Below are 15681 nucleotides of genomic sequence, written 5' to 3'. Positions count from 1 at the left end.
CTACAAAAGGCTACTTCTGCTAAGAAGCCTACCTTCCGGTTTATTCTTTATTTAATTCAAAAATCTTTTCCAATGCAGCCCAGTGCTCCCCTTCTTTGGCTCCGGGTAATGGCTCTTGAAAAGTGGCCATCAAATCTTCCCATTCCGGGTTTTTAGGGTTCATTTGAAGGTAGCGTTCAAAATCTTTTTCCGGATCGAAATGATCTTCCGTCACCATATACATAAAGAGCTGCCGCCCAATTTTAAAAATCTTGATATCGATGACTCCCACAGCTTTGAACGACTCCACCACTTCCGGCCAGATGTTGTCGTGGTATTCCAAATACTTTGCAATCAAGTCCGGATCGTCTTTCAGATTGATGCTTTTGGCATATTCTTTCATGTCTTGCTTATTATATAAGGTTTTCCAAGCGTCTGGAAGAAGGTAATATGCGATCGGCAGGTTAACCTGCCGATCGCAAACTCCCGGGTTATTCTCCAGGATACGCTTTTACTTCTTGTTTGGAAGAACCAAGTCCGTCAATGCCTAACTCTACCACATCGCCCGGTTTCAAATACACCGGCGGATCAAATCCCAACCCTACACCAGCCGGGGTCCCGGTAGAGATTACATCACCTGGCAGTAAAGACATGAATTGACTCAAGTAACTGATTACATGAGGGATATCAAAAATCAGGTTTTTGGAACTTCCATCCTGCATGGTTTCTCCATTGACTTTCAGCCAAAGGTTCAGGTTATGCGGATCGGCAATTTCCTCTTTGGTAGCGATGAACGGGCCAATAGGAGCAAACGTATCACAGCTTTTCCCTTTCACCCATTGTCCGGAACGCTCCAATTGGAAAGCTCTTTCGCTATAGTCATTGTGCAAAGCATACCCTGCTACGTAGTCCATTGCGTCTTCTTTGCTCACATAAGAGGCTTTTTTGCCAATCACTACTGCCAATTCTACTTCCCAGTCTGTTTTGGCACTTCCTTTCGGAATGATCAAATCATCGTTAGGACCTACTACAGAAGAAGTTGCCTTAAAGAAAACCACAGGCTCTTTCGGCAAGTCCATGCCGCTTTCTTTGGCATGATCCGAGTAGTTCAAACCAATACATATGATCTTACTTGGCCGCTGCAAAGGCGCTCCCAAACGCACATCCTCCGGGATTTCCGGAGCCGTAGCGGCATTCTCCTCCGCCCACTTTTGCAAACGGTTCAAACCGTCCGTTTCAAAAAACCTTTCTCCGTAATCTTCGCCAAACGCACTGGCATCGATGCGCTTTCCATTTTCCAAAATCAAACCGGGCTTTTCTTGCCCTTCCTGTCCAAATCGAATTAATTTCATTGTATTTACAAGTGTTTTTTTACTAATTATAAAACATTTACACTTTCGCTACAGCAAAAACCGGGTAGATCCTGACTGCTAAAAGCTTATGAGTTAAGCGTAATAAACCCTCCGTCTATCGGATAGTTAGTTCCTGTAATGAAGCCGGATTCTTCCGAACACAGGAAAAGTGCCAGATAGGCAATTTCATCGGGTTTGCCCATCCGCCCAATGGGTTGGGTTTTGGACAGCTTTTCAAACATTTCCGCTTCCTTACCCGGATAGTTTTTAGAGATAAATCCATCCACAAAAGGCGTATGCACCCTTCCCGGAGCAATGCAATTGCAACGGATATTCTCTGAGATATAATCCTTGGCTACAGAATATGTCATGGTCAGTACCGCTCCTTTACTCATGGAGTAAGCAAAACGGTCAGAGATACCCACACAGGAAGCAATGGAAGCCAGGTTCAAAATAACTCCCCCTCCCTGTTGCTTCATTTTAGCCACTCCGGCATACAGGCAATTATACACGCCCTTGACATTCACATTATAGACCCGGTCAAAATCTTCTTCACTGGTGTTTTCCAGATTTCCCACATGAGCAATCCCTGCATTATTCACCAGAATATCCAGTTTGCCAGCCTCCGAATAGATTTTGTCAAACACCTCTTTTACATGATCTTGAGAAGCCACATTACAAGGTACATAAGTAGCTTTTCCTCCTTTTTCTTCAATGTTGGCGCAGGTTTGTTTGCCACCCTCATCATTTACATCCAGCACAAATACATGCGCTCCTTGTTGCGCAAAAACTTGTGAAATGTTTTGTCCGATGCCGCTACCGCCTCCGGTTACTACGGCCACCTTGTTTTCAAGACTGAATAAGTTCATATTTTTAGCAATTAGTGGTCGGTGTTAATTTCAAACTTGAAGGATTGAGGGAGTTGAAGGTTTGAGAGGAATGCTGACAGATGCACCAACTAAAAAAATTCTTCTTCTCCTTACAAACAACCCTTTGGCTATATGATAAACAAAGTACCCCTACCTTCCCCTTTCTCGCCTCACTGATTCCTCTTGCCCGATCCCCGTTTACAGATAACCTTTTTCCGTATATGGGATGCAGTTTACAAATAATTTGCTTTTTAAAAGTGGATTCTAGAGAGTTTTTTGGGTGCAAACGTTTGCCAATTTTCATAGAAATTCCCTTTGCCTCAAGGAAAGCCGTACAAAGAGAATAAGCACCTCCCGATGAACAATACAACTGATTCTGTTCTATTTAATAGCAAGTAAAAAAAAATTAGCACACCATGCAACCTACCCGTATTTCTGTGCATCTTGAAGTCGAGTAGCCCAAAGTCATGAAGCTGAAAATTCAAAAATCAACCACCGAAACCGACCTGATTAAAAAGTGCCGGAAGCAAAATGCCAGCGCACAGGCAGCCTTGTATGAAAAATACAGCCCTGTGATGTATGCCGTTTGCCTCCGATACATCAAAGAGCCGGGAGAAGCGGAGGAGGTCATGATTAATGGCTTTATGAAAGCCTTTGACAAATTGGGGCAGTTTAAGTTTGAAGGAAGTTTTGAGGGATGGCTTCGTAGAATCATGGTCAATGAATCCCTTATGTATTTGCGAAAAAACAAGCATATGTACCTGGAGGTAGACATCGAGCAAGCCGATTATGCACCGAACTACCAACAACTGAGTGATCATTTGGAAGCCGAAGATTTAATGAAAATGGTGGGGCAATTGCCCATGGGCTACCGTACGGTATTTAACCTGTATGCTATTGAGGGGTATTCACACAAAGAAATTGCCGAACAATTGGGGATAAGTGAAAACACTTCCAAATCACAGTTGAGCCGGGCAAGGGCTTTATTACAAAAATTTTTACGCAAAAGTGAAATGAGCATTCACCGAACATCAATCAACCATGGAAGATAAACGTTTAGATGCGCTGTTTCAACAGAAGCTAGCCAACCATCAGGTTGCACCCAGCGCAGGAGCCAGGCATATACTTGAAGCACAACTCCAGGCCAGAAAGAAGAAACGCAAAGGGGCTTTTTGGTGGAGTGTGGCAGCCAGTTTCCTTGTACTTTTGGTGGCCGGGTGGTGGATGTCTTCTTCAAAAACAGCAACGGTGATTTCAACACATGAACATATTCCGGCGGACACTTCCAAAGCTCTCTTGACTCAACCCCTCCTAGCGGAAGATACAAGCTATCAAACTATCTCTGAGGAACTTGCCCCTAAAATGCTTGTAAAAAAGGAAAATACAAAAAACCTACAGGTAGCCGGTTCAAACATACAGGAGAAGAGAAAAGAAATACAGACTAACACACACACTTCCGAAACCTTTCCTCTCGCGGTTCAAAAGGAAGGACTTCTTACGGTACCTACGCCTACTTTGGCTGTTGATACCGGTAGTATACAAGTGAAAGAAATCCTGGAAAAAGCCATGGTCAAACAGGAAAGTAAAGAGCCCGTAAAAGGCTCGGTGAAGATTGTCTATATATTGCCACCGGTAAAAAATCCCAATGCCATGGCTGCACAGCAATCAGACGGTAAGTCTTCTTTAGGCAAAATCATCGCATTTGCCAAAGAACTCACCGAATCGGGAGGCTTGGGAGCGATCAGAGATGCCAAGGATGAGCTTTTTAAGCTTAACTCTCAGAAAAAGGAAAAAAAAGAGACCCCTTAAACGTTTCCGGAACTACAACTGGCCAGTGAACTCCTGGCATACTTTCATAAAAATAGCGTTGACAGCCAGTAATTGCTGTTAACTTCTTACTAGTGTCAAATTAATTTTATACAACATGAAAAATCTTTTCTTTATGAAAATAGTAAGCACTTTCATTTTGTTATTCTTTTTTGGAAACAGCCTGAAGGTACTTGCCCAAAACCACCCTGCCGATACGGTGATCATCAATTTTGGGCTGGACAGTAAAATGATCTTTTTGATTTACAAAAAGGCCGATCTGGATGCCCTAAAAGCCTATGATCTGAATGCAATTGCCGAAGATATCTACCAAAAATTTCACGAAACCGACAGCCAAAACATGCAGGTAGAATCCGGCAATAAATTCTTAAAAGATTCTTCTCTATTAACTGTACAAGAGAAATCCGTTGATATTACGGACTCTACCCTGACCGAAGGTTCTTCGAAAGAAGGCCGATCCGGAGGCACCCGGCATTCCCTTAATTTTGATATAGGTATGAACAACTATCTCCAAAACGGAAAGTTTCCGGATGCCGATAATCAACCTTATTCGGTCAAACCTTGGGGCTCTTGGTATGTAGGAATTAACTCGGTCAACAAAACTCCCTTATTTGGCAGATTATACCTGGAGTGGGGAGGGGGTGTCAGTTGGTACAATTTCAAGTTGGAAGATGCACAGTTTCAAATCCAAAAAGGGGCAACGGAAGTAGAGTTTGTTCCTGTGGACAATGCCGATATTGACCCTATCAAGAGCAAATTGACGGCTTCGTATTTCAACCTTTCCTTGGTGCCTTTAATGGAATTCGGAAAAAAGGGAGCGAAAAGAGTTTGTAATAAATCGGAAATCTCAATTTTTGATAAAAACCACCCTTATGGGTTTAGAATTGGAGTGGGAGGGTATGCCGGATACCGCCTGGGCAGCCATAACAAATTTGTATATAAAGAAAATGGGGATAAGAAAAAAGACCGTGACAAATCCAATTTCCATTTGAATAACTGGCGCTATGGGGTACGCGTTCAACTAGGCTACAAAGACTTTGACCTCTTTGTCAATTATGACCTGAATGAGCTCTTTAATGAGAGCCGCGGTCCGGAATTAAATGCCTTTAGTTTTGGCATTACCTTATAAAACACCGTAAAGGGAGGGGAGAAATCCCCTCTTTTAATTTTTGAATTTTTTCAGGTATTGAGAAGGTGTAAGATTGGTAATACTTTTGAATTGGCGATTGAAATTGGATACATTATTAAAACCACAACAAAAACAAGCCTCGTTGACAGACATATCTTCTTCAGTCAATAAGGTACAGGCATAACCAATCCGGATTTCATTGATAAATTGAATCACCGTTTTACGCGTACGCGATTTAAAATACCGGCAAAACGCCGAAACACTCATATTGGCCACCTCTGCTACTTCATGAAGGTTGATCGATTCCGTGAAGTTTTTCATGATGTATTCAAATACGGCATTTAATTTTTCCCCATCGCTATCTTTCAAGGTACGTAGGTATTTCATAGAAGAAATAAATACCTGTTCTTTGGATTGACTGATTACATTCAAAATCATCAAGACCCTAATAAATTTCTCAAAACCCTCGGCTTTGGTCAACTCCCGCATTTTTACTTGCAGAACTTTCCGGGTTTCGCCCACGATTTCAATTCCACGGTCGGCATTTTTAAAAAACTCCTTGATCGGCAGCATTTCCGGCAAGCTGAAAAAATCACTCTCAAAAGCTTTTTTATTTAGAAAAATAGAAATGGACACTGCCTTAAATTGCGAGTCCTCTTGATAATACTTTTCATCATTTTTAAAAAGATGAGGCATATTGGAACCCACTACAAAGATATCCCCCCCTTTAAACTTGGAAATATCTCCTCCGATGAAGCGCGTCCCCCGGCTTCTGACGATGTAGATAATCTGTAGCTCTTCATGATAATGCAGTTTATCGTACATATGTGGCAAATGGTCCACCTGCACCCGGAATGACTCTTGGTCCGTTTTAGGGATTTTGAAGTATAAAGGCTTCAACTTAGTACTATTTAACTTAGTAAAAATCAGGTTTTATTGCTAATTAAGCAAAATAGTACTAATAATCGAAAAAATAGTGACAGAAAAACCTAATGATCCTCACTAACTTGCATTCAAGAAATCGTAAGGAGTACGATTGAGAAGGTCCAGTCTTTTACAATTTACCCTCCGGCTAATAAATGTCAACGGAGGACATCAGGCATGGGATGGAGGAATAAATGCAAGCGGCTTTTGATGGATAAGTACTACACTATTCCCTGTATACTTTGACATAAAGGCAACACTCGTTTTTCCTGTCATTTACCTCCTACCTGGGGTTTGCGTAGCGGTAATGGCATGTTAGCCATCCTATGCCTTTCTCTAATTTTTTTTCAGTATAAAATTTTAAATGAGAACACAATGAAGATTACTTGGAATGGAGTGTATCCGGCCATTACTACTAAATTCACGCAAGATGGTCAACTGGATATGCAGGCATATGCAGCTAATATTCAACAGCAAATAGAAGCGGGTATCGATGGAATCATCGTGGCCGGTTCGCTTGGAGAAACCAGTACATTGACCAAAGAAGAGCGTTTTTTGGTGACGGAAGAAACCATTCGTCTGTGCAAAGGGAAAATTCCCGTATTGTTGAATATTGCCGAGCAATCCACCCGGGAAGCCGTAGCCATTGCCCAACGAGCAGAGGAAATCGGGGCCGAGGGTTTGATGCTCTTACCTCCTATGCGCTACAAAGCCGATGACCGGGAAACAGTGGAATACTTTAAAACTATCGCTCAAGCGTCTTCTTTACCCGTCATGATCTATAATAACCCGGTAGACTATGGAATCAAGGTTACTTTGGCCATGTTCGATGAGTTATTGAAATTGGATAACGTTCAGGCGGTAAAAGAATCCACCCGGGACATAACCAATATCACCCGATATAAAAACACTTTTGGCGATCGCATGAAAATCTTATGTGGGGTGGATACATTGGCCCTGGAGAGCTTGGCAGCCGGAGCAGACGGATGGGTAGCCGGCCTGGTTTGTGCTTTTCCGAGAGAGACCGTAGCCATTTACCGCTTGATGAAAGCAGGACGTACAGAAGAAGCCTTAAAAATCTACCGTTGGTTTATGCCTTTATTAGAGTTGGATATCCATCCCAAGTTGATACAATATATCAAACTTGCCGAAGCTCAAGTGGGTATGGGTACCGAGCATGTACGGGCTCCCCGTTTGCCTTTGATCGGAGAAGAAAAAGAGCGCATTTTGAAAATTATTCAGGATGCATTAGCCATACGCCCCGAATTACCCACGGTGTAATTTTCAAACAAAGCGATCATCTCAACCTTTCACCCTTAAATTCTCAACTTCTATGACTCACATAGATGGTTTTAACTATATAGGGACAGTAGTCTGTAAAAGCGGGGAAGCCCGCTTTCAGGCTGTGAATCCCCAAACCGGGCAAGCTTTGCCAACGGAATTCTTCAGTGCAACCCTAGAAGAAACCGACTTGGCCATGACCAAGGCCCAAAAAGCCTTTTTACAGTTAAAAAAAATATTACCGGCACAAAAGGCTCGCTTCCTGGAGGAAATCGCTCATCAGATTGAAGCTTTGGGAGAACCTCTGATCGAACGTGCCCATCAGGAAACGGCCTTGCCAACCGGCCGGCTCATTGGCGAAAGAGGCCGTACTTGCAATCAGCTTCGTATGTTTGCCAACCTGGTAAGAGAAGGCTCTTGGGTAGAAGCCAACATAGACACCGCCCAACCGGAGCGACAGCCTTTGCCCAAACCGGATATCCGTAAAATATTGGTTCCCATAGGGCCGGTAGTGGTATTTGGCGCCAGCAATTTTCCCTTGGCATTTTCCACGGCAGGCGGTGACACGGCTTCGGCTTTGGCTGCCGGAAATCCCGTGGTAGTGAAAGCCCATAATGCCCATCCGGGTACGGCAGAATTAGTGGCAAAAGCCATTCTCAAAGCCGTAGAAATTTGTGAAATGCCGGAAGGAACCTTCTCCATGGTTCATGATTCGGGTTATACGGTTGGGAAATTATTAGTCACCCACCCCCTTACCAAGGCCGTTGCCTTCACCGGTTCTTTGGCAGGAGGCAAAGCCTTATTTGACTTGGCAAACCAACGTCCCGAACCCATTCCGGTCTTTGCCGAAATGGGCAGCATTAACCCGGTCTTCTTATTGGAAGAGGCCTTAGCCAAACGAGCTGAAACGATGGGACAACAATATGCTCAATCCGTCACATTGGGAACCGGACAGTTTTGTACCAACCCAGGTCTACTTATAGGGGTGAAAGGCGCTCATTTGAACACCTTTATTGCCTCTTTCAGTCAGACCTTGCATGATATTGCCCCCAGTTCAATGCTGACTCCTCAAATTCAGAAAAATTATCAGGCCCACTTGGAAAAAGCATTACATCAAAACGGGATAGACGTAATAGCCAGTGCATCGGGGACTTCAAACCCTCAAAAAAGTGAAGCACAGCCGGTCATTGCGTCTACGGAAGCCAAGGTCTTTTTAAATAATCCCACCTTGCACGAAGAAGTATTCGGCCCTTATACCTTACTGATTCAATGTAACGATACCACAGAAATGCAACAGGTAGCCGATGCCTTGCAAGGACAGTTAACCGTAACGGTAATGGCGGAAGCAGAAGAGTTGGGAGAAACGCAACAAACATTGGTAACCACACTGGAAGAAAAAACCGGAAGGTTAATCTTTAATGGCGTGCCTACCGGTGTAGAAGTTTGTCCTTCCATGCATCACGGAGGACCGTACCCTGCCACCACTGACAGCCGGTTTACCTCTGTAGGAACTTCTGCCATCAAGCGTTTTGCCCGGCCATTGAGTTTTCAAAACACTCCGGAAGCAATCTTACCGGAAGCTTTGCGCAATCAGAATACACAAGATATCTGGCGCCTGGTAAACGGGGAATGGAGTAAAGAGAATATTTAGAAGAGCTTCTGCTCACCGGATGACTGAAATTTATGAACATATATCAAGTAGGCCATCCGGTATTTCTTCACGATGGACGATTCAATTATATAAAAGACATTATTTCTTCGAGAAGTGGTGTCTTTACACCTAATTAACCAGCTTCAATAATGACCATACCATATATAGATGCACAACAAATCAATCAAAGTTTATCTTTTCCGGAGCTGATTGCCAAGCTAAAAGCGGCCTTTGCTTCGGAGATCACCGTACCCTTACGGCATCATCATGACTTTGATAATCCACAAGAGGGGCTGGACTCCTCACTATTGCTGATGCCCGCCTGGCAAGAGGGAAAAGAACTGGGGGTAAAAATCGTGACAATCTCACCGAATAATAGCAAATACAACCTGCCCTCCATCCATGGTTTGTATTTATTATTTGATGCACATAAAGGCACTCCTCAAGCGATCATTGAAGGAAAAGCCTTAACCAATAAACGCACCGCTGCCGCTTCGGCTTTGGCATCGAGCTTTTTGTCCAAGGAAGACAGCCAAACCTTGTTAATGTTGGGGACAGGTTCGTTGGCTCCGGAACTGGTCAAAGCTCATGCCTCGGTCCGGCCCATTTCCAAAGTATTTGTTTACGGTCGTTCCTTGGCTAAAGCCCAAGCAATGGCTGAATCCCTCAAAGGTGTAGCCGCAGAGGTACTTCCTATTGAAAAATATGAAAAGGTATTGCCTGAGGCGGATATCATTTCAACGGCTACATTGAGCAAAACACCACTGATTCATGGTATACATCTAAAAGAAGGGCAACATATCGACCTGGTAGGCTCTTATAAACCGGATATGCGAGAAGCCGATGATCAGGTAATGCTCCGGGGAACTGTCTATATCGATAACTGGGAAGGGGCCATGAAAGAAACAGGAGATATCGCCATTCCACTCAGCACCGGAATCCTTCAAAAGAAAGGTATCCAAGGCGATTTGTTTGACTTGTGCCGTGGAAAAATCAACGGACGAAAAGAGGCCAAGGCCATCACCGTATTCAAATCGGTGGGACATGCATTAGAAGACCTGACGGCTGCCCAGCTTTTGATCCAATCATTAAAACAGTAATGTGGGAAATGAAATGACGCTATGCAGGGCGGCCAGATCAAAAAGAAAATGAAAAAAGACAAATAACATAAACTATGGCAAGAAAGTCATTCTTCTGTATAGACGCTCATACCTGTGGCAATCCGGTACGGTTGGTAGCAGGGGGCGGCCCTTCCTTATCCGGGAATTCCATGAGTGAAAAAAGACAGCATTTTCTCAATGAGTATGACTGGATACGTAAAGCACTGATGTTTGAACCCCGGGGGCACGATATGATGTCCGGCAGTATCTTATACCCCCCTTCTGACCCGGAAAACGATGTGGCGGTGTTGTTTATCGAAACCAGTGGCTGTCTGCCCATGTGTGGACATGGTTCTATCGGAACCATTACTATCGCCATTGAAGAGGGACTGATCCAGCCTAAAAAACCAGGTATTGTACGCATGGAAACACCCGCAGGTCTGGTATTGGTTAACTATCGTCAAGAAGGGAAAAAAGTAATTTCGGTAAAGCTCACCAATGTAGCTTCTTATTTGGCTGCGGAAAATCTTGAAGTAGCGTGCCCTGAGTTAGGAGTCCTCAAAGTTGACGTGGCTTATGGCGGAAATTTTTATGCAATTGTTGACCCCCAGAAAAACTTCCAGGGAATTCAAGCATACAAAGCTCATGATCTCATCCGGTGGAGTCCTGTCATTCGCGAACGCATCAATCAACAGTATACTTTTATCCATCCTGAAAATGATACCATCCGTGGCCTTAGTCATCTTTTATGGACAGGGGATACACTTTCGGAAGAAGCGGATGCCCGCAATGCGGTTTTCTATGGCGACAAAGCCATTGACCGCTCTCCCTGTGGCACGGGTACCTCAGCCCGTATGGCACAATGGGCCGCAAAAGGGAAACTGAAAAAAGGCGATTGTTTTGTTCATGAGAGTTATATCGGAAGTCAGTTTACCGGCCGGGTAGAAGATATTGTAGAAATCGGAGGAAAACAAGGCATCATCCCCAGCATTGAAGGATGGGCCAAAATTACAGGATATAATCAAATCATTGTAGACGAAGAAGACGATCCTTATGCACATGGATTCCAGGTAATCTAAGATTCCGAAACGATTGATTAGCAACTGCCAAAAAACCTTGGCGGCAAAAAGTCATTCCGGGTCATAGGATTATCAGTAGTTCAACACTTAACTAACCATTCTTTTCTAGTAGTTAAAATAGTGAGGTACACAAGGGGAAGGTGCGGTTGTTTTCAAAATGTATGTATTGAGTATGTAAGTTTTGCTTGCATCTCCCCTTTCCTCATTATTGCTAAATTTTCATTTCAATGAATGCAAGCAACCATCCTAAAACAATCATCATAGGCGGAGGCATCGTCGGTTTGTGTTGTGCCTATTATTTGAAAAAACAAGGTAGGGAAGTTATCATTATCGAAAAAAACTCTGCAGAAAATACTTCTGCCTGTTCATACGGAAATGCTGGGCTCCTTGTGCCCAGCCATTTTATTCCCTTGGCAGCCCCAGGGGTCATCGCTCAAGGAATTAAATGGATGTTCAATGCTCGCAGCCCTCTTTACGTACACCCCCGGTTAGACAGAAAACTGCTGGCCTGGATGTGGAATTTTCACAAGTCCGCTACAACTCAACATGTACAACAGTCCGCACCTTTGCTCAGGGACTTGAACCAGCTGAGTAAATCGTTATACAGGGAAATGATTGCCGAAGAAAACCTGGATGTAAGCCTGAGTGAAAAGGGTTTGCTAATGGTGTGTAAAACGGAAAAATACCTGGAAGAAGAACGTAAAACGGCCGAACAAGCCAATAACATAGGGATAGAAGCCCGGATGCTAAATGTCGAGGAACTACACGAGCTGGAACCCCAACTTGCTATCGATGCTCTGGGAGCCTCTTATTATCCGGGGGATGCACATTTTACCCCGCAAAGAATGATGAAAGCGCTCCGGAATTACTTGTTGGAAAACGGGGTCGATATCCTGTACCATACCACCGTGCAGGATTTTCAACGTTCCGGCAACCAATTAAAAAGCATTCTGACGGACAAGAAAGAACACATTCAAGCCGATGAAGTGATTCTGGCCACCGGCTCATGGACCGGAAAGCTTGCCCAAAAACTTTCGTTAACGATTCCTGTACAAGCGGGCAAAGGGTATAGTTTTGAAACAGATAATTCAGTACTCCCTCTTACCATTCCTTCTATCCTCACAGAGGCCAAAATAGCCATTACCCCCATGGAGGGTGAAGTACGATTTGCCGGTACCATGGAATTAGGCACCTTCACCGCCACCATCAACCACAAACGCTTGAATACCATAAAACAAAGTATCCCTCACTATTACCCGGAAGTAACGATTGAGAAATTGGACTCCATAAAACCGTGGAGTGGCCTTCGCCCATGTTCACCGGATGGGCTTCCTTATATCGGAAGGAGTAAACATATCTCCAACCTGATTGTAGCCAGTGGTCATGCTATGATGGGAATGAGCTTGGGAGCGGTTACCGGAAAGTTGGTTTCGGAAATCGCATTGCGCCAAACACCTTCCTTACCTTTGGATTTGTTGAAAGTGGATCGGTTTGGAAAGTAACATTTAGTCTATGGTCATTGTCCAATGAGTCAATGATCCTACCTTTTACATTGAGCCAAACCACCTATGATTTCAAATACATAACTGACTGATTATTAAACCAAATTATCTTTTTCTTACAAAAAAAATCACACCATACATAGCTTACGGACTGCCGGCTTTACTTTGAAGTATCAAACATTACTTATTGACAAAGTAAAACTCAAAACCCATGAAAACGATAGTCGGATTAGCTTGTTTTTTAGTAGTTGCATTTACAAGTTTGACAGTACTCCGCACGGTAGAGAACGGAGATATATGGCAGGGCCCGGTTTCCATTGTATTCGTCCTGTTATTTTTCATCTTATCCGCTAAGTGGTTGTTAAGCTTCAGACCTAAAGAAACCAACACAGAAACGGTAGATCTGGGTGAACTGGTTTCCTCCCAGGTCGGACGCTTACACGGGTCAAATTTTGTTGGCAAAGTAGTACAGAATGGCAAACAAAAAGGCACCTATTTATTTCTGGATTCCCCTGGTAATAGCCAACCTTCAAGGATCAGCCATCACCGGTCCTAAAGAGGACATTTTCATTAAAAACTTGCTAACTTCCGACTCAATCTCATTTATGAAAAACAAGGCCTTTGAGGCCTTGTTTTTTTTCTAGCAATTACCCCTATCAATAAAGGAAAGAGCCGCTTTCATATACCCCAGGGCATAAGCCATTTGAGGCGTATGGCCGGGGATCAATACCCCTGATAGTTTTTCTTTTTCAGGATTTTCAAAATCCGCAGCATATCAATGTCTCCCTCATCCACAAAAACTTATTTATAGTAAGGGACTTTTACATTTGAAGTGAGACCTTCCAGGTTTTGAAAACCTGGAAGGTCTGGCCGGCTCAGTGTCCCGGATTTTTCTTTTTCTTGCTTAACTCTTGAAAGGCTTTCCGTTTTTCTTCGGGCAAGCGGGCTTTCATTTTCCAATTATTATCCCCTAAAACGCCCACTTTTTCCAGGTCGAACGGTTTAAAACCAATTTGACGAATCATTTGTTCGGAAGCAAAACGGAAGTCCCGGCTTGCTGCATTCTCAAAGCCCGGATCGGCCACGATGCTACTTAGATCTTTGCCTGTTTGTCGCCAATTTTCCAGGTCTTTGTTCTGAAACCACACCGTATCCTGTTTATAGGCCCAATAACAATTGTTGTCTACCTGAGCATCTATCTTTTCCCAAGCGCCCGCCAGTAAGGTACCCGAATCGTACACGATGATGTTATGGGTAAAATCAAAGGAACGGTGTTTTTCTACCCGGGTTGCCTGCAACTGGTTGAAATCTGCAAAGGCAAAAATATTGTTCCGTATACTATTCTCTTTTCCATAATGCTGATGAAAGCCACCACTCTTGGTATTGTACACCAGGTTATTCTCCATTTTCACATGTGAAGAGCCTTCGTCCGTATACAAACCCCAGCCTCCGTATGAGTAAGAATACACATCGTGAATAATGTTATGACTTACTTCCGTCCCTTCGGAAGAACCCAAGGTATAGACAGCCCCCATATCACTGGTGAGCCCCCAACCGATATGGTGAATATGGTTGTAAAGCACTTTATTGTTTTTGGCAGGGCTGTGGTCATAGCCCCATCGCCAACCGACAGAGACACCCGAATAGCGAAAGTCTCCAATGTCATTATGTGTCACCCGGTTATTGGCCGCATGCCCGATCCAAATACCTACCGCAGGCGAAAACTCCAGGCCTCCGGTTTGTACGATGGAATTATGCACCTCAATATGCTGTGTAGTGAGTTCTTCCGCTACGATGGTATTGGTACCGATGTATACGCCTCCGCCTCCCAAGTCATTCAGATGGCATTGTTCTATTTTGCAATACTGGGTCCCTTGGCCAAAGTGAATGCCATGTTGCCCGGTATGGCTGATTTCACAGTTTTGAAAAGTAATGTTTTCCGCTCCTTCCAGTTCAATGGCCGCATTGACAGACGTTGCCGCCTGATTGGGTTCAAAACCCGAAGGAGGTATTTTGTAGTGTGAATACTGAAAGCTCAGTCCTTCAAACCGTATATTTTGTACTTTCTGTCCTTTTTCTAATTGCCCTTTGATCAGCATAAAATGCGGTAAGGCGGGGGCAATGACTTCGGAATTTTCCGGAGTTTCTCCCCTCCGAGGATAATAACTCAATTCTCCTGTTTTGCTCAGATACCACTCACCGGCAGTATCCAAAGCGGCTTCAAAGTTTTCAAAGGCAATCCGATGGCCTTTTTGCAAGGGGTTCCAGGGTTTCATACCCTTTCCTGAGGTGTACATCCAAAGGCTGTCCTGCTCCACCTTATCCAAGTAGCGAATCGTAAAATCCCATTTGTGATACGCCCGGAAGCGCACCCTGTCTTCTTCCTCCTTCTTCACTTTTTTAAACAAGGAAAATTCCTCTTCGGACAAACCGACCAATTGCCGGGCCCGTTCCGCTACCCGCCCGGTGCCCCTCTCCCAAATGGTTTGGTGTATACTGTCAATTTTGTAAAATCCTGTATTTGGTGTCCGCGCAATGGAAGCTCGCTGACCGTTGACATACAACTGGTCGAATTGCCAACCATAATAAAGCGTTTCCGGCACTTTAACTCTCCAAATTCCTTGTGCATCCACCTGGAAACCGGTGATTTTTTTCCCTGCGATAAATTGTGGAATTTCATCACTATCCTGTGCTTTATAAACTACCGGATAGGTTTTCGTTCCTCCGTCTTTTTCGGTCAACATCAAGGGTTCTTGCATAAAATAACGCCCTCCTTCCACCAATACCCAAATGGTATCTGTGACGGAATTTTCTGCTTTATACTTCCGGATCGCATCACGGACGCCCGTCAAAGAAGCCAGGGGTTTGCGTTTGGTGCCTGGGTTGAGATCACTTCCTTCCTGGGCTATATAAAAGCGTATTCCCGGCTCGGGACGCGTACAGGCCCAAAGCAAGTTCAGACACAAAAAACAGCCAAATATTAGCTTA

Annotated in this window: 14 protein-coding genes; 9 read left to right on the top strand and 5 right to left on the bottom strand. The window is 44.0% G+C overall.

Annotated elements, in window-relative coordinates; all coding sequences use genetic code 11:
* Positions 1-40: 40 nt before the first annotated feature.
* The 3 genes from AAG747_RS16360 to AAG747_RS16350 form a co-directional block, all read right to left on the bottom strand.
* Positions 41-382 carry an L-rhamnose mutarotase gene (locus AAG747_RS16360; RefSeq protein ID WP_346822277.1) on the bottom strand — a complete coding sequence of 114 codons (342 nt, stop codon included), beginning with the start codon at positions 380-382 and terminating at the stop codon, positions 41-43.
* Positions 383-470: 88 nt separating this feature from the next.
* Positions 471-1331 (bottom strand): fumarylacetoacetate hydrolase family protein, encoded by an 861-nt coding sequence (locus AAG747_RS16355; protein ID WP_346822276.1) that lies wholly within the window; start codon positions 1329-1331, stop codon positions 471-473.
* An 86-nt stretch (positions 1332-1417) separates the two neighbouring features.
* The gene (locus AAG747_RS16350; protein ID WP_346822275.1) at positions 1418-2200 is read right to left on the bottom strand and encodes an SDR family NAD(P)-dependent oxidoreductase; all 783 of its coding nucleotides are present in this window, start codon (positions 2198-2200) and stop codon (positions 1418-1420) included.
* 467 nt (positions 2201-2667) lie between these two features.
* On the opposite strand from AAG747_RS16350, the gene AAG747_RS16345 reads away from it, so the two are divergent.
* The 3 genes from AAG747_RS16345 to AAG747_RS16335 all read left to right on the top strand — a co-directional run bounded on the left by AAG747_RS16345 (position 2668) and on the right by AAG747_RS16335 (position 5156).
* Entirely contained in the window at positions 2668-3252 is a 585-nt protein-coding gene (locus tag AAG747_RS16345) for an RNA polymerase sigma factor (RefSeq protein WP_346822274.1), read from the top strand.
* The gene (locus tag AAG747_RS16340) at positions 3242-4009 is read left to right on the top strand and encodes a hypothetical protein (RefSeq protein ID WP_346822273.1); all 768 of its coding nucleotides are present in this window, start codon (positions 3242-3244) and stop codon (positions 4007-4009) included. The genes AAG747_RS16345 and AAG747_RS16340 overlap by 11 nt, the downstream gene beginning before the upstream one ends.
* Before the next feature lie 133 nt (positions 4010-4142).
* On the top strand, positions 4143-5156 hold the full coding sequence (locus AAG747_RS16335; protein WP_346822272.1) for a hypothetical protein: 1014 nt from the start codon (positions 4143-4145) through the stop codon (positions 5154-5156).
* A gap of 33 nt (positions 5157-5189) precedes the next feature.
* On the opposite strand, the gene AAG747_RS16330 is transcribed toward AAG747_RS16335, so the two are convergent.
* Positions 5190-6056 (bottom strand): AraC family transcriptional regulator, encoded by an 867-nt coding sequence (locus tag AAG747_RS16330; protein WP_346822271.1) that lies wholly within the window; start codon positions 6054-6056, stop codon positions 5190-5192.
* Positions 6057-6455: 399 nt separating this feature from the next.
* On the opposite strand from AAG747_RS16330, the gene AAG747_RS16325 reads away from it, so the two are divergent.
* The 6 genes from AAG747_RS16325 to AAG747_RS16300 all read left to right on the top strand — a co-directional run bounded on the left by AAG747_RS16325 (position 6456) and on the right by AAG747_RS16300 (position 13249).
* Complete coding sequence (locus tag AAG747_RS16325) at positions 6456-7361, top strand: dihydrodipicolinate synthase family protein (RefSeq protein WP_346822270.1); 906 nt, start codon at positions 6456-6458, stop codon at positions 7359-7361.
* 52 nt (positions 7362-7413) lie between these two features.
* Positions 7414-9012 (top strand): aldehyde dehydrogenase (NADP(+)), encoded by a 1599-nt coding sequence (locus AAG747_RS16320; RefSeq protein WP_346822269.1) that lies wholly within the window; start codon positions 7414-7416, stop codon positions 9010-9012.
* A gap of 149 nt (positions 9013-9161) precedes the next feature.
* On the top strand, positions 9162-10112 hold the full coding sequence (gene lhpI, locus AAG747_RS16315) for a bifunctional Delta(1)-pyrroline-2-carboxylate/Delta(1)-piperideine-2-carboxylate reductase (protein WP_346822268.1): 951 nt from the start codon (positions 9162-9164) through the stop codon (positions 10110-10112).
* 74 nt (positions 10113-10186) lie between these two features.
* A complete protein-coding gene (locus AAG747_RS16310) occupies positions 10187-11191 on the top strand; it encodes a 4-hydroxyproline epimerase (protein ID WP_346822267.1) in 1005 nt (334 codons plus the stop codon).
* A gap of 227 nt (positions 11192-11418) precedes the next feature.
* The gene (locus AAG747_RS16305) at positions 11419-12693 is read left to right on the top strand and encodes an NAD(P)/FAD-dependent oxidoreductase (RefSeq protein ID WP_346822266.1); all 1275 of its coding nucleotides are present in this window, start codon (positions 11419-11421) and stop codon (positions 12691-12693) included.
* A gap of 211 nt (positions 12694-12904) precedes the next feature.
* Complete coding sequence (locus AAG747_RS16300; RefSeq protein WP_346822265.1) at positions 12905-13249, top strand: hypothetical protein; 345 nt, start codon at positions 12905-12907, stop codon at positions 13247-13249.
* Between the two features lie 319 nt (positions 13250-13568).
* Here the strand turns inward: AAG747_RS16300 and AAG747_RS16295 are convergent, their stop codons facing one another.
* Positions 13569-15659, bottom strand: coding sequence for a right-handed parallel beta-helix repeat-containing protein (locus AAG747_RS16295; protein ID WP_346822264.1), 2091 nt, complete (start codon positions 15657-15659; stop codon positions 13569-13571).
* Positions 15660-15681 lie beyond the last annotated feature (22 nt).

The sequence above is a fragment of the Rapidithrix thailandica genome (assembly GCF_039710355.1).
In the GTDB taxonomy this organism is placed as follows: Bacteria; Bacteroidota; Bacteroidia; order Cytophagales; family Flammeovirgaceae; genus Rapidithrix; species Rapidithrix thailandica.
The sequence above is the reverse complement of the archived record's forward strand: the minus strand, read 5'-3'. Positions and strand labels throughout refer to the sequence as shown.

Coding starts and splice junctions, on each gene's coding strand:
- AAG747_RS16355 (WP_346822276.1), bottom strand. CDS start 1,331: ATGAAATTAATTCGATTTGGACAGGAAGGGCAAGAAAAGCCCGGTTTG.
- AAG747_RS16320 (WP_346822269.1), top strand. CDS start 7,414: ATGACTCACATAGATGGTTTTAACTATATAGGGACAGTAGTCTGTAAA.
- AAG747_RS16310 (WP_346822267.1), top strand. CDS start 10,187: ATGGCAAGAAAGTCATTCTTCTGTATAGACGCTCATACCTGTGGCAAT.
- AAG747_RS16300 (WP_346822265.1), top strand. CDS start 12,905: ATGAAAACGATAGTCGGATTAGCTTGTTTTTTAGTAGTTGCATTTACA.
- AAG747_RS16350 (WP_346822275.1), bottom strand. CDS start 2,200: ATGAACTTATTCAGTCTTGAAAACAAGGTGGCCGTAGTAACCGGAGGC.
- AAG747_RS16305 (WP_346822266.1), top strand. CDS start 11,419: ATGAATGCAAGCAACCATCCTAAAACAATCATCATAGGCGGAGGCATC.
- AAG747_RS16340 (WP_346822273.1), top strand. CDS start 3,242: ATGGAAGATAAACGTTTAGATGCGCTGTTTCAACAGAAGCTAGCCAAC.
- AAG747_RS16345 (WP_346822274.1), top strand. CDS start 2,668: ATGAAGCTGAAAATTCAAAAATCAACCACCGAAACCGACCTGATTAAA.
- AAG747_RS16360 (WP_346822277.1), bottom strand. CDS start 382: ATGAAAGAATATGCCAAAAGCATCAATCTGAAAGACGATCCGGACTTG.
- lhpI (WP_346822268.1), top strand. CDS start 9,162: ATGACCATACCATATATAGATGCACAACAAATCAATCAAAGTTTATCT.
- AAG747_RS16335 (WP_346822272.1), top strand. CDS start 4,143: ATGAAAATAGTAAGCACTTTCATTTTGTTATTCTTTTTTGGAAACAGC.
- AAG747_RS16325 (WP_346822270.1), top strand. CDS start 6,456: ATGAAGATTACTTGGAATGGAGTGTATCCGGCCATTACTACTAAATTC.